Origin of the sequence: Pseudolactococcus laudensis (genome assembly GCF_013449735.1) — a bacterium.
Lineage (GTDB): Bacteria > Bacillota > Bacilli > Lactobacillales > Streptococcaceae > Pseudolactococcus > Pseudolactococcus laudensis.
Map to the genome: position 1 here is coordinate 71,292 of NZ_JACBNY010000002.1, position 14,640 is coordinate 85,931.

Annotated in this window: 11 protein-coding genes and 1 pseudogene; 10 read left to right on the forward strand and 2 right to left on the reverse strand. The window is 39.8% G+C overall.

Annotated elements, in window-relative coordinates:
* Positions 1–50: 50 nt before the first annotated feature.
* Positions 51–806 (forward strand): WxL domain-containing protein, encoded by a 756-nt coding sequence (locus HZR21_RS02045; protein WP_180745989.1) that lies wholly within the window; start codon positions 51–53, stop codon positions 804–806.
* 235 nt (positions 807–1,041) lie between these two features.
* Positions 1,042–1,791, forward strand: a complete 750-nt coding sequence (locus HZR21_RS02050) for a hypothetical protein (protein ID WP_180745991.1) — start codon at positions 1,042–1,044, stop codon at positions 1,789–1,791.
* A gap of 1,024 nt (positions 1,792–2,815) precedes the next feature.
* Here HZR21_RS02050 and HZR21_RS02055 read toward each other — a convergent pair.
* Together HZR21_RS02055 and HZR21_RS02060 are read right to left on the reverse strand one after the other, a co-directional pair.
* Positions 2,816–3,364, reverse strand: coding sequence for a hypothetical protein (locus tag HZR21_RS02055; RefSeq protein WP_003138483.1), 549 nt, complete (start codon positions 3,362–3,364; stop codon positions 2,816–2,818).
* 4 nt (positions 3,365–3,368) lie between these two features.
* A complete protein-coding gene (locus HZR21_RS02060) occupies positions 3,369–3,842 on the reverse strand; it encodes an S-ribosylhomocysteine lyase (RefSeq protein ID WP_180745992.1) in 474 nt (157 codons plus the stop codon).
* A 240-nt stretch (positions 3,843–4,082) separates the two neighbouring features.
* Here HZR21_RS02060 and HZR21_RS02065 point away from each other — a divergent pair, with 240 nt between their 5' ends.
* The 8 genes and pseudogenes from HZR21_RS02065 (at position 4,083) to HZR21_RS02095 (ending at position 14,577) form a co-directional block, all read left to right on the forward strand.
* The gene (locus tag HZR21_RS02065) at positions 4,083–4,937 is read left to right on the forward strand and encodes an aldo/keto reductase (RefSeq protein ID WP_180745994.1); all 855 of its coding nucleotides are present in this window, start codon (positions 4,083–4,085) and stop codon (positions 4,935–4,937) included.
* A gap of 334 nt (positions 4,938–5,271) precedes the next feature.
* Positions 5,272–7,932, forward strand: coding sequence for a cation-translocating P-type ATPase (locus HZR21_RS02070; RefSeq protein ID WP_003139941.1), 2,661 nt, complete (start codon positions 5,272–5,274; stop codon positions 7,930–7,932).
* Between the two features lie 262 nt (positions 7,933–8,194).
* A complete protein-coding gene (locus HZR21_RS02075; RefSeq protein WP_219605548.1) occupies positions 8,195–8,656 on the forward strand; it encodes an RNA polymerase sigma factor in 462 nt (153 codons plus the stop codon).
* Between the two features lie 30 nt (positions 8,657–8,686).
* Positions 8,687–8,914, forward strand: a pseudogene (locus tag HZR21_RS11880) (sigma factor regulator N-terminal domain-containing protein); the annotation flags it as partial.
* Between the two features lie 48 nt (positions 8,915–8,962).
* A complete protein-coding gene (locus tag HZR21_RS11700; protein WP_343037645.1) occupies positions 8,963–9,643 on the forward strand; it encodes an anti sigma factor C-terminal domain-containing protein in 681 nt (226 codons plus the stop codon).
* Between the two features lie 456 nt (positions 9,644–10,099).
* Positions 10,100–12,694, forward strand: a complete 2,595-nt coding sequence (gene clpB / locus HZR21_RS02085; RefSeq protein WP_180745998.1) for an ATP-dependent chaperone ClpB — start codon at positions 10,100–10,102, stop codon at positions 12,692–12,694.
* Between the two features lie 166 nt (positions 12,695–12,860).
* Positions 12,861–13,766 (forward strand): helix-turn-helix domain-containing protein, encoded by a 906-nt coding sequence (locus HZR21_RS02090; protein ID WP_180746000.1) that lies wholly within the window; start codon positions 12,861–12,863, stop codon positions 13,764–13,766.
* 430 nt (positions 13,767–14,196) lie between these two features.
* A complete protein-coding gene (locus HZR21_RS02095; protein WP_180746002.1) occupies positions 14,197–14,577 on the forward strand; it encodes a DUF5412 family protein in 381 nt (126 codons plus the stop codon).
* Positions 14,578–14,640 lie beyond the last annotated feature (63 nt).

Below are 14,640 nucleotides of genomic sequence, written 5' to 3' on the forward strand. Positions count from 1 at the left end.
GGCAGTGTGGGGATTAAAATTAGCTGTATCCATTAAGAAAGGTGACTATTATGTCAAAATCATCTGTAAAATACCTATCATTGGCAGCACTTGCGTTATTGGCAGCATCTATCGCGCCAACAAGTGCGAGCGCATTAACAACTCAAAATTATAATTCAAAAGGTACAGTAACCTTTACTGCAGGAACTGATACAACAGGACCAGTGGATCCGCAAGATCCAGAAACACCTGTTGTACCAGTAGAGCCACCAGGAGTAACACCTGGTGGACCAACTATGCCAGATAATGGCTTGACAATCGTTTATGCGTCAAGTTTTGATTTTGGTAGCCATACAGTCAGCAATCAGGCAGAAGTTTATAATGCGGCTGCACAAAAACTGGATGATGGCACAACTCGTACCAACTACATTCAGGTAGCAGATAACCGTGGGACATTCTCAGGTTGGAATGTCAAAGTGACCATGACTAACTTTACGACTACGAATGCGGCGCTTATTGCTAATGGTCATGGCACACTGACGGGTGCAAAAGTAACCCTTGGCGATGCAGAAATTCAAGGCGATGGCACAGCTAATCCAGCAGATCGATTTGCAGCAACAACTACCTTGACGCCAGGCGTACAATCAGCAACGATTCTTGGTGCAACATCAGGACATGGTTCAGGGAATAATTTGTTAGACTTTGGTGGTAAAGCTGGCGCAACGAAAGATACAGCAGTAAAACTATCAGTTCCTGCTGGTGTTGCTGGGGCAGCTAAGTATACAGCAGATTTCACCTGGATTCTTGATGACACACCAGCTAACTAATTTTTAAAATTAATTTATTGGTGAGAAACAAGTAAGGGAGATCTCATGCAAAGAAAAAACAAATTTAAACTTGTGACTTTTGCAATGTTGCTAGCATTGTTACCGTCTATGAATTTTGAGGTCATATCTCAAGCCTTTAATAACGGACATGTTGAGCAAGCATCTCTTGGTAAGGTATTTTCCCCTCAAGAAACGGAAGCCAAAACGCCCAGTAATCAGGGGGTGATTAAGAGTAATGTACCAGCAAGAAGTAATCTCAATAGGCACTGCCTTTTTAGGAAGTGGTTTGCTTTTTGTTGGCTTGCTTTATTATCGAGCTGAAAATCACTTTATATTTTTTCCAAATCGAGTGCCGACCCTTAGCCCACTCAATACTCCTAAAGTGAGTTTATTGAGTAAGGTTCAGGCTAGGGATCTTGTGTTTATATCCGATTTTTTCATTGTACTCCTAGTTTTATTGGGTGTATTTATTCTTAATAAACGTAGAAAAGTTAATTCAGAAATGGTCAAGGTATTAGCAGACTATCAGAGTGTTCTTTCAACGTTACGTCCGACACTAGATCAGGTAGAAAAAGATATAGCAGCTCAAAAATCGTACATTCAAAAGCTAAAAGAGAGCGGTGAACAGCTAAAAGATGAAAATAACGAGCTGTTGCAGAAAAGGTCTGACCTTCAAGATAAATGTCGAAATAGTCAACCAGGACTTCAAAAAGAAATAGCTTATTGTAAAACAGAGAATGCCAATCTTACGACGTCATTGAAACGCTTGGAAACACTCAAAGATCAACTTGAAACGGAACAACTACAAAAAGAACAAGCATTGGAAGCAGCTAAAGCACAACAAGTCAATCTTGCAGAAGAGACAATTGTGACAGCCGAAAAAATGCAGCAATTAGAAGAAATCGATCCGGAACAACAAGAGAAAGTCCGAAAAGCTAAAAAAATTGCGTTGCAAATTTATAAAGAAATGCAGTCTCGATTATAGAAATTTTGGCAATAATTAATCAATTAAATGCATAATCGCGAAGTTTTGAAAAGACAAAGAGACTGGAACAAAAATCTCTAAAAAATAGGCAACGAACAATTTTCGATGTTAATTGGAATTGCTCATTGCCTATTTCTATTCTCTTTTTTTATAAATTGTAAAGCAACACGGCTATGTTTTGAGAAACAGCGCGAAATTGGTAAAAAAATACCGTTTGATGTGCGAAAACGGTAATCTTTCTGGGAAACAATACTAAATTGGAAAAAAAAAGCCGTTTGTTGCGCGAAAACGGTAATCTTTCTGAGAAACAATGCGAAATTGGTAAAAAAAAGCCGTTTATTGTGCGAAAACGGTAATCTTTCTCAGAAACAATACGAAATTAGTAAAAAAATGCCGTTTGTTGTGCGAAAACGGTAATCTTTCTGAGAAACAATACGAATTTCGTATAAAAAAGCCGTTTGTTGTGCGAAAACGGTAATCTTTCTCAGAAACAATACGAAATTAGTAAAAAAATGCCGTTTGTTGAGCGAAAACGGTAATCTTTCTGAGAAACAATACGAATTTCGTATAAAAAAGCCGTTTGTTGTGCGAAAACGGTAATCTTTCTCAGAAACAATACGAAATTAGTAAAAAAATGCCGTTTATTGTGTGAAATTGGTAATCTTTCTGAGAAACAATGCGAAATTAGTAAAAAAATGCCGTTTGTTGAGCGAAAACGGTAATCTTTCTGGGAAACAATACGAAATTGGTAAAAAAATGCCGTTTGTTGCGCGAAAACGGTAATCTTTCTCAGAAACAATACGAATTTCGTATAAAAAAGCCGTTTGTTGTGCGAAATCAGTAATCTTTCTGAGAAACAATGCGAAATTGGTAAAAAAAGCCGTTTATTGTGCGAAAACGGTAATCTTTCTGAGAAACAATACGAAAAAGAAAGAGAAAAGCAAACTAGCTCACAATCAATTTGATTGTCCTAGTTTGCTTTTCTCTTTGTGCGACTGAGGATTTTTGTCCCAGCATCTTTATTTTAATTATTAAAAATATCAAATTTGTAGACTCTATTGATTGCTTTCGCAATAAATAAAGCAATATTGAAATCAATCAGCGAGTGAATAAAGCCACCAATTCCAAGAATGAGCAGAAGGGAACCAAGATTTCGACCGTCTAAATGGCTGAAACCAGTTGTCAGAAGAATATAGACGATTGCAACTTCTGCTAAGGTGTGGATGAGAGCAATGACGACATTAAAAATCTGGAATTTAACACCGTGCGTGTAGTCGCGGTGTTTCCAAAGGAAAAGAGAACCAACGAGCGCGAAAATAACATGCGTTGCAGCGCGAAATGTAATCTCAATTGGTAAACCAGAAATCAAGAAACCAATCGTTGAGCCGACTGCGACAATGACCGCAACAGCAGGCGAAATTAACATACCGATCATAATCGGTACATGACTAGCAAGCGTGAAGCTGGCTGGAGGAATCACGATTTTGGGCATGACTTGCGGAATGAGAATGGCAAGTGCTGTCAAAAGTGCAGCAGTCGTAAGCATCGATAAGCGTTTGCGTGTCTGATTCATGAGGTTAGATTACCTTTCTGATAAATGGATCACTAGAGATACCACGTTCAAGAATGAGTGCTGACCACTCCTTAGCAGTCCAAAGTGAATGGTCACGGTGATTACCGCAAGACTCAATCGTTGTGCCAGGAACATCTGACCATTCAATGACATTAACAATGGCCTCTAAAGACGATTTAATGACCTTAGCAATCTCTTCTGACGAATGCTCTCCCCACATAATCATATGGAAACCAGTGCGACAGCCAAATGGTGAGAAGTCAATCATGCCATCAATGCGATCGCGAATAAGACTCGCCATCAGATGTTCAATGGTATGTAAGCCAGCCGTTGGGATCTCTTGCTCATTAGGTTGCACCAAACGAACATCAAAGTTAGTGATAACATCCCCTTTAGGGCCAGTTTCAGCCCCAATTAAGCGGACATAAGGGGCAAGGACCTTTGTATGGTCGAGTTGGAATGATTCGACGTCTGCCATTAAAAATTCTCCTTTTTACGCTGGCGATCTAGCCAAGCGTGGTTGTTTTGATATAGGCTTAATTATACTGTAATGTGAATGTTTTGACAAGAAGAACGGCGTAGAAAATACCATTTCAAATCATTGCAGAAAAATGGTATCTATATTATAACGAAAGCGTGAATTGTTCAGCCTTCATCTGAGTTAATCATCGTATTGCACACGAACTTGAGCTTAGGCTCATATCTATAGGAGGAACGTATGACTTTAACAGATACTTACACACTCAACAACGGCGAAAAAATTCCAGTTGTTGGTTTCGGAACTTGGCAAACACCTGACGGTGATGTCGCTGAAAAATCAGTCATTGAAGCCCTTAAAGCAGGCTACCGTCATATTGACACAGCAGCTGTTTATAAAAATGAAGCCTCAGTAGGTCGTGGCATTGCAAATTCAGGAGTCGCACGTGAAGACATCTATGTGACAACAAAAGTTTGGAATGACAAAACGACTTATGAAGAAACCTTGGCAGCCATTGATGAAAGCCTTGCTAAGCTTGGTTTAGACTATGTTGATTTGTTCCTAATCCATTGGCCAAATCCTGCACCAATCCGAGAAACAATCGGCTATGAAAAAAGAAACGCAGAAGTTTGGCGTGCCTTGGAAGCCGGCGTTGCAGCAGGCAAAATCAAGTCTATCGGTGTCTCAAACTTCCGACCACACCATATTGATGCACTTCTGAAAACAGCAAAAATCGCACCAGTCGTCAACCAACTTTACGTGAACCCAAGTGACCAGCAAGAAGAAGTTGTCGCTTACAACAAAGCGCACAACATCTTGACACAGGCCTACTCACCACTCGGAACAGGCGAAGTATTGACAGTACCAGCCTTGGTCGAAATCGCTGAAAAACATGGTAAATCACCAGCGCAAGTCGCGCTGAAATGGTCACTACAAAAAGGTTACCTACCCTTACCAAAATCAGTGACACCAACCCGTATCATTGAAAATGGTGAATTGTTTGACTTTGAATTATCGGTTGAAGATATCGCAACGATTGATACCCTCCACGGTGCCACACGTATGACGAGTGACCCAGATCAAACAAACTTCTAAAATGAGATTGTTTTAAGACTCTTAATCGTGTAAGTGCGGTTAAGAGTCTTTTATTATCAAACAACAAAAAGTTTAAAACTTGAAAATCTATCAGAATTTGTTATAATAAAATAGAACTCAAGGGAGTAGCAAGCAGTTTTCTGCGCAACTATCGTCATTACGGTCGTGTTTCGGCTCGGTAGTTGCTTAATATGCGAGACTTGTAGCTGTAGCTACAGGTCTCTTTTTTATCTGCTGTGATAGCTTTGCTTACCAGCTAGTCATCTTGAGACCGGAGTTATTGTTAATAATCAGTTAAGCTGAATGATTGATTAAATTTAGTAAGGAGACTACATTGTCAGAAAAAAAATTCTACACGCAATCCCCAGATGAGGTGTTGACAGAGTTGGCGACGACCAAAAAAGGGTTGACATCAACTGAAGCTCAAGAACGTCTTGCCAAATATGGTAAGAATGAATTAGATGCTGGCGAGAAAAAAACATTACTCGCTAAGTTTTTAGAGCAATTTAAAGATTTGATGATTATCATCTTGATTATCGCAGCGATTTTATCTGTGGTGACAAGTGGTGGCGAAGACATCAGTGACGCTATTATTATCATGGCTGTAGTTATCATCAACGCTGTTTTCGGTGTCTACCAAGAAGGTAAAGCGGAAGCTGCAATTGATGCTTTAAAATCAATGTCAACACCATCGGCGCGTGTCCGTCGTGATGGTCACGTTGAGGAAATTTCATCAGACTTGCTTGTACCAGGTGATGTCGTATCACTTGAAGCGGGTGACGTTGTGCCAGCAGATATGCGTTTGCTTGAAGTGAATTCCCTTAAAATTGAAGAAGCAGCCTTAACAGGTGAATCTGTACCAGTCGAAAAAGATTTGGCTGTTGCCGTTGCTGCGGATGCTGGTATCGGTGACCGTGTTAACATGGCCTACCAAAACTCAAACGTGACTTACGGTCGTGGTTTGGGCGTTATCGTCGCAACAGGGATGACAACAGAAGTTGGTAAAATCGCCTCAATGCTGCAAAATGCTGAGGAAACAGATACACCACTCAAACAAAACCTTAACAACTTGTCGAAAATTTTGACTTATGCGATTCTCTTGATTGCAGCAGTGACATTTGTGATTGGTGTCTTTGTTCAAGGACATCCACCACTTGAAGAGTTGATGATATCAGTAGCCCTTGCGGTTGCAGCGATTCCAGAAGGTTTGCCAGCAATTGTGACGATCGTCCTTGCGCTTGGTACACAAGTCTTGTCTAAGAAAAATGCCATCGTCCGCAAACTACCAGCGGTTGAGACGCTTGGTTCGACTGAAATTATCGCCTCTGACAAAACTGGTACATTAACCATGAATCAGATGACAGTCGAAAAAGTTTACACTAACGGTCAATTACAAGATGCGACAGATGAGATTTCTTTCGATGATATGACACTTCGCATCATGAACTTTGCTAACGATACTAAGATTTCCCAAGACGGCAAACTCATCGGTGACCCGACAGAGACAGCACTCGTCCAATATGGGATCGACCATAACTATGATTTGCGCAATGTGCTCAAAGCTGAGCCGCGTGTGGCAGAATTACCGTTTGACTCTGACCGTAAACTCATGAGTACCGTCCACAAAATCACGGATGAAGAGTTTCTCGTTGCTGTCAAAGGAGCACCAGACCAGCTCCTCACACGCATTAGCAAGAAAGTTGTTGATGGGCAAGTCGTTGCCATGACACAGGCTGACCGTGATGAGATTCTGACGCTTAATAAATCACTTGCAAAACAAGCCCTTCGGGTCTTGATGATGGCTTATAAATATGAGTCTGCCGTGCCTGAGCTTGAAAGCGAAACCCTTGAAAATGACTTGATTTTCGCTGGTTTGATCGGCATGATCGACCCAGAGCGTAAAGAAGCTGCCGAAGCTGTGCGCGTTGCCAAAGAAGCGGGCATCCGTCCGATCATGATCACCGGTGACCACCAAGATACAGCCGAAGCTATCGCTAAACGTCTGGGCATCATCGACGAAGGTGATACAGAAGACCACGTCTTCACTGGTGCTGAGTTGAACGAGCTCAGCGATGAAGACTTCCAAAAAGTGGTGACACAGTACAGCGTTTATGCGCGCGTGTCGCCAGAGCATAAGGTTCGTATCGTGAAAGCATGGCAGAACGAAGGTAAAGTCGTTGCCATGACCGGCGACGGTGTTAACGATGCACCCGCTCTTAAAACGGCGGATATCGGAATTGGTATGGGGATTACCGGAACAGAAGTGTCTAAGGGCGCGTCTGATATGGTGCTTGCCGATGACAACTTTGCGACGATTATCGTTGCCGTTGAAGAAGGTCGTAAAGTCTTCTCAAATATCCAAAAAACGATTCAGTACTTGCTTTCTGCCAATACTGCCGAAGTGTTAACTATCTTCCTTGCGACTTTATTCGGTTGGGATGTCTTGCAGCCAGTTCACTTGCTCTGGATCAACCTTGTAACCGATACTTTCCCAGCGATTGCGCTTGGTGTTGAACCGACTGAACCAGGCATTATGACTCACAAACCACGTGGTCGTAAAGCTAGTTTCTTCTCAGGTGGTGTCTTGTTTGCGACAGTTTATCAAGGTCTCTTGCAAGCAGCGCTCGTCCTCGGTGTTTATGGTGCAGCGATTGCATGGCCGGTCCATTCTGGCGATGCTATGCACGCGGATGCCTTGACAATGGCCTTTGCAACACTTGGTCTAATCCAATTGTTCCATGCCTTTAATGCCAAGTCAGTTTACCAATCTATCCTAACTGTTGGTCCTTTCCGCAGCAAGACCTTTAACTGGTCGATTGTTGTGTCATTTATCTTGCTCGGTGTGACGATCGTCGTGCCAGGATTTAATAAAATCTTCCACGTGACACACTTAGATGCCTACCAATGGGCAATGGTTCTCGTCGGCTCATTTGCCATGATTATCATCGTTGAGATTGTTAAAGCTATCCAACGTGCTATGGGCTTGGATAAATAAACTAGATAAACAAAAATCCTTTGTCTCTTTAAAAGTAGACAAGGATTTTTTTGTCAATTTAATCATATTTCTAGTATGATAGAAGAAGAGATAAAAATAAATCATATTTGATGTAACCAAACTAAGTTTAATTCGTTATATAAGTGAAGAAGGACATTGAGCGCTTGGATGCGCGTAAGCGTAGGTCAAATGTCAAGATTTCACGTAGAGAATTGTAGAAAGGAGGTCGCAAGTGAATATTAGTCCCTATGAGTAAATTTTAATGACCTGCGCATCTGAAATTCAGCGCTACTTAATCAAAACCGGAGCGAATCCAGCAGATGCGCAAGACATCGTACAGGACGTCTTCATTAAGCTGATACAGGCTGATATTGTACTTGCCCCCGATAAACTACGCCCTTGGCTCTATCGCGTAGCGCTGAGCCGATTTTATGACCTTTATCGACGCGAAAAGCGTTATCGAGCACTTTTATCCGAACGATTTTATCTGATTTATGGTAATGTCGTTAACTTAGATAACGACAGAAGTTGGCAGCTAGAGCAGGCTTTGCAGACGCTGACAGATTATCAGTTAGGTCTTGTGACCTTGTATTATGAAGATGATAAGTCTGTCAAAGACATCTCAGAGATTTATCAAATTTCTGAGGCCAAGGTCAAGACAGACTTGTATCGCCTGAGACACAAACTCAAACAAGAAATGGAGCAAAATAATGAAGATGAATGAAGACTTTGATAAGATTATCAAAAAAGAAAAAAGAAAAAAATCGTTAAAACATTCGCAATTTCAGTTGTGACAACGCTTGCCTTACTGTTCATAGGCTATACCGTGAGTAATAGAGGCATGGCCTTGCAATACGAAAAAGCAAAGGAAATGGCCAATATCACAGATATGATTGAGTCTCCTAACTTGATTTCGAGGTCCCAATATTTGAGCAAAACTGGCTGGGTGACTTCTCAGCTGAAAAGTGATCGTTTTAAAAACATTGACGGTTACCTAGTTGCAGCGGCACCACTCGAAATCAATTTTAGCCTGTTTGGAGTTGGCTATGCCAGTGATCAAAACTCACCATTAACAGTTCCGATTACAAAAACAAAAGATATCGGTGCCTTTAGCCGAGAAAATGGCGAAAAACTGCCATTGTTTTTCAATCCCAATCACAAGCAAACCGAAACTGAGCAAGAAGTTAAGACGACACACGAGGCAAGAACTTCATCCGGACTGAAAAATCATGTCGCAGAAGTTGCCATTTCATTTAAGGAGCCGATGACTTATGCTGAAATTCAGGCTAAACTTCCTGATAATTTACTGATTAACTGGTACTGGCTAGGCATGGCGAGTGACCAACTATCAGTCACGGATACCATTGGTAAAGTCATTGGGATTAATGCAGATGAAGCTGGTAAATTAGAAGATGAGTCATTGGAGACATCCTCTTCAAGTAGCTGGTCATCTGCCAACTATCCATCTTTTGTGACTGCCGTAAAAACAGCAGCTGAAAAACGCGGCTATAATGTAGCAGGCATTGATATCTATAAAGATGCCCTAAAACAGGTCGAAAAATATCCAACTTTAAAGACGGCTAAGTTTGTAGGTATTATTGTCAGTGGTCGAACTGAAAATCTAGCCACCTTAGATGATGAACCCTACATATTTGCGACCAATGTCGGCCTTCAAGCTGAAATTCTACCCTATATTGAACCAACAAAATGATCACAAAAGGCTAGGACAAAATGTCCTCAGTCAACGAGAGAGAAAAGTAAACTATTGTGCCTCAACAAGTTTGCTTTTCTCTTTTTTCGTTTAGTTTTGCAGAAAGTCTCTAAATTTTATAAAATAGCAGCATTGTTTTACCAAATTCGTATTGTTTTGGCAAAACAATACGAATTTCGCAAGAAAAACGTATTTTTTTTACCAATTCCGTATTGTTTTGGCAGAACAATACGGAATTGGTATTTGGGTATAGCATCAATGTTTTTTACCCGATTTCGTCTTATTTTTGATGCTTAGTTTGCTTATTTACAATTTATCGAGAGGTTTGTTTTGATGCTCAAATTAATCAAAATTTTTTAAACAAAATATTTGACCTTTATTGACCAAATCGTTATAATAGGATTTAGAGATAGAAAATCTCTAGAATTTACTTCTGAAGAAGGAGAACAAAAGACAATGAATATTGAAAAAATGACAACAACTTTACAACAAGCTTTGGCTGAGGCACAAAAAATCGCGCAAGTTCACCAACATCAAAATATAGAAATCGCACATCTTTGGAAATTCATGATTCAGCCTGGGCAGTTTGCGCATGACTTTTATCAAGACTTAGGTTTAGATTTAGCAGGTTTTGAGGCGGAAATTGATCAGGAACTAGATAAAATTTCAGTCGTGACTGGTAGCAATGTCGCTTATGGTCAGAATTTGAGTCAAAATCTATTTAACTTATTTAGTCAGGCTGAAAAGCTGGCTGAATCTCTAAAAGATGAGTTTCTATCCACTGAGACGGTACTGTTATCACTGTTTTCGCAAAGCCATAATCCATTGACCAAGTATTTGAAAGACCATGGTATTACGGAGAAGATGGTTAAGGAAAAAATCGAAAGTATGAGAGGAGGAAGTTCGGTGACAAGTCAAAATCAAGAAGAAAAATATGAAGCGCTGAAGAAATATGGCGAGGATCTGGTTGAGAAGGTTCGCACGGGTAAGATGGACCCTGTGATTGGGCGTGATGAGGAAGTGCGAGATGTTGTGCGGATTTTGTCGCGCAAGACGAAAAATAACCCGGTTTTAATTGGTGAGCCTGGTGTCGGTAAAACGGCGATTGTTGAAGGTTTGGCGCAACGGATCGTGAAGAAGGATGTGCCAACGAATCTGCAAGATAAGACGATTTTTAGCTTGGATATGGGTGCGCTGATTGCGGGTGCTAAGTTCCGAGGTGAGTTTGAAGAACGGCTCAAGACTGTTTTAAATGAGATTAAGAAGTCTGATGGTCGGATTATTCTCTTTATTGATGAGATTCACACGATTGTTGGTGCGGGTAAAACGGAAGGTTCAATGGATGCAGGTAATCTGTTGAAACCGATGTTGGCGCGTGGTGAGTTGCACTTGATTGGTGCGACGACTTTGGATGAATATCGCCAAAACTTCGAGAAAGACAAGGCTTTGGAGCGTCGTTTCCAAAAAGTGTTGGTACAAGAGCCAACGGTTGAGGATACGATTTCTATCCTACGTGGTCTGAAAGATCGTTTTGAAGTGCATCATGGTGTGAAAATTCATGATAATGCCTTGATTGCTGCGGCAATCTTGTCAAATCGCTACATTACAGATCGTTATTTGCCTGATAAAGCAATTGACCTTGTCGATGAAGCGAGTGCAACGATTCGGGTTGAGATGAATTCTTCTCCAACTGAGTTGGATCAAATTGCGCGTAAACTGATGCAGCTTGAAATTGAAGAAGAAGCCTTGAAGAAGGAAACAGACGATGGCTCTAAGAAACGTTTGGCGATTCTACAAGAAGAGCTTGCCAATACGCGTGAAACAGCTAATGCCTTGAAGATGCGTTGGGAAACTGAAAAAGAGGCAGTAGAAGCGATTCATGCTAAACGTGCTGAGTTAGAGCAAGCTCGTTTTGATTTAGAAAATGCTGAAAATGAGTACAATCTAGAGCAGGCTGCTGTTCTGCGTCATGGTACAATTCCAAAACTGGAAAAAGAAGTGGCTGATTTGGAAGATGCCCAAGAGGCAGATGCCGGTACTCATCTGGTTCAAGAATCGGTGACAGATCAAGAAATTGCGGAAGTGATTGGTCGCTTGACTGGGATTCCAGTGACTAAACTGGTTGAAGGCGAAAAAGAAAAACTCTTGCATCTAGCAGATACTTTACACCAACGTGTGGTAGGGCAAGATGAGGCGGTTAACGCAGTTTCTGATGCCATTATCCGTAGTCGTGCCGGTCTGCAAGACCCTAATAAACCGCTTGGTAGCTTTCTATTTCTTGGACCGACTGGTGTCGGTAAAACTGAATTGGCTAAAAGCTTAGCCGAAGACCTCTTCGATTCAGAAAACCACATGGTGCGGATTGACATGAGTGAGTACATGGAAAAACATAGTGTCTCACGTTTGGTTGGTGCACCTCCAGGATATGTTGGTTATGACGAAGGCGGTCAGTTGACTGAGGCTGTACGTCGTAATCCGTACACGATCGTCCTGCTTGATGAGATCGAAAAAGCGCATCCTGATGTCTTTAACATCCTACTCCAAGTGCTTGACGATGGTCGTTTGACAGATTCTAAGGGTGTTGTTGTTGACTTCAAGAACACCGTCTTGATTATGACATCAAACATTGGCTCACGGACGCTGTTGGATGGGATTAAAGATGATGGCACTCTTGACAATACGACGAAAGAAGCAGTCTTGGACGAGCTTAAAGGGCACTTCAAACCTGAGTTCCTTAATCGGATTGATGATACTGTTGTCTTCACGCCGTTGACCTTGCCTGTCGTGAAACAAATTATCGATAAAATCGTGGCGCAGCTTACAGAACGCTTGTCGCATCAAGATATTAATTTAGAGCTAACAACAGATGCCCTTGATTGGATTGCCAAAAATGCGTATGAACCCGAGTACGGGGCACGACCAATTAAACGGTTTATGACGAAACATCTTGAAACACCACTTGCGAAAGCACTTGTATCTGGTAAAGTCTTACCAAACTCAGTGGTTTTAGTTGGTTTGAAAGATGATGCGTTAGTTTTTGATATGAAGTAAATAATTTCGAAATCTCGCTTGATGCGAGATTTTTTGTTGCCTACAATCCACACATAACGTTATAAATTTTTGAAAATATAATTTAAAAACAGTATAATTGAATAGAAAACGCTTACGTCGTTCAAACACCCTGAGGGGAGGGGCTTGACAAATAAAGGGAGGGTTAATGGCAAAAGAAGTTATGACGGATGAAATTTCTGCTATACGGAAAACTTTTAAAGGGTTACGAAAAGCAAGAGGCTACACACAAGCTGATATTAGTGATGAAATTGTATCGAAATCTCTTATCTCTAAATTTGAAAACGGGACAAGTATGTTAGCAGCTGATAAATTATTACATGTTATTGCTAAACTTAACATGACACCAAATGAATTTGTCAATGTTTTGAATGATTATCAGCCAGACCGTATGCAAAAACTATACAATATTTTAAATCAAATCCGCTTTTCTGGTCTACAAGGTGTGAAACGGTCAGAAAAGTTGATTATTGAGGAAACGACTGATAAGTTTGAAATTCTATCTAATATCATGATTAAGAGTGTTTTGCAGGATGTGACAGAAAAGCAATACGTTTCCCTCGTTGAAAGAAATATCGTTGGCGACTATTTGAATGGGTTAGATAATTGGACAGAATTTGAGGTTAAGCTGCTTTATTATGCTTGTCCGATTTTGGATAGGGGAGATTTTAAGTGGTTTGGTGAATTGCTTTTAGAGAGAACTAAGCATTTTTATTCTGGTAGTTTAAAAAACTTGTTTGTAGGAACTTTAATGAACTTGTATGATGGCGTACTTGAATATCAAGAATTAGATGATGCCGTATTTTTTAGAGATAAAATTTCTCAATTTGATTTTGGAGGTGATTTAATTGCGATTGTCAACTTCCAAATGTTAACTGATTTGCATGACTATATAGAAAATCCAACAAAAGAAAACCTTATCAAGGCAGAGAACTACCTAGATAAGGTTGATGCATTAGGGGGAGAACTAAAAGTAATTATCGAGTATTCAAGAACTCGACTTAAAGGTTTAAAATTAGCCAAACATCCAAATACTCAATGTAGTCAAAAGTAAATTTATTATTTTTATGCCTACTCCCTCTTATACGATACTGGATACTTGAATCTTTATGTTGAAGAAAAGTTGAAAATATTCCTTTTATTAGAACTATTTTAAAAAAGTGGAAGATTTTCAACTTTTTAAAGATATCAATTTTCTGTGGTAGAATTTTATTTATAGTTTGTCTAGGATTAAAATGAACTATTTATAGGTATTTCTGAATAAATTTTAGTAGCAGTTGGAAATTTAGACATGAAAACTTGACGCAAAGTATTCAAGTCTGGTTGCTTTTTATATCAGTATTTTATTATTGTGTACACTCTTGATAGGCGTTGACTGTTACAAGACACTTAAATAAAAGTATGTCTGTAATTCGTTCGCAAAAGTCTATTATTTTCATGCCTTTAAAGAATGCAATCAAACATTAAGATTAAGGAGTTCGACTTTGAAAAAAAAGATAATCATAGGTAGTGTTATACTTTTGCCTATTCTATTATTTTTAATATATTTGACATACCAAACGTTTGATTACAGACTTTCAAAATATAATGGTAAAGGAAGTTTGATTCAAACTTATACATCACCAGATAAAAAACATCAGGCAAATATTTATACTTGGTCTGAGGGTGGCGCAACAGTTGGCTATTCAATTCGTGTTGGTATAACATCAAAAGATAAAAAATTTAAAGATGAAACAGTTTTTTGGCAATATAAAAATATAAAAAATGATTTTAACTGGCTTTCTGATACAAAATTTGAATTACAGGGAAAGAAGGTTGATATTTTTGATACTAAAACTTGGTATAATTGGAAACGTGACAATTAAATGAAAAATAGTTCAAGAAGTTGGAGTCTTGGGAGTAAGAAGATAAAAATCGAGTAACGGGTG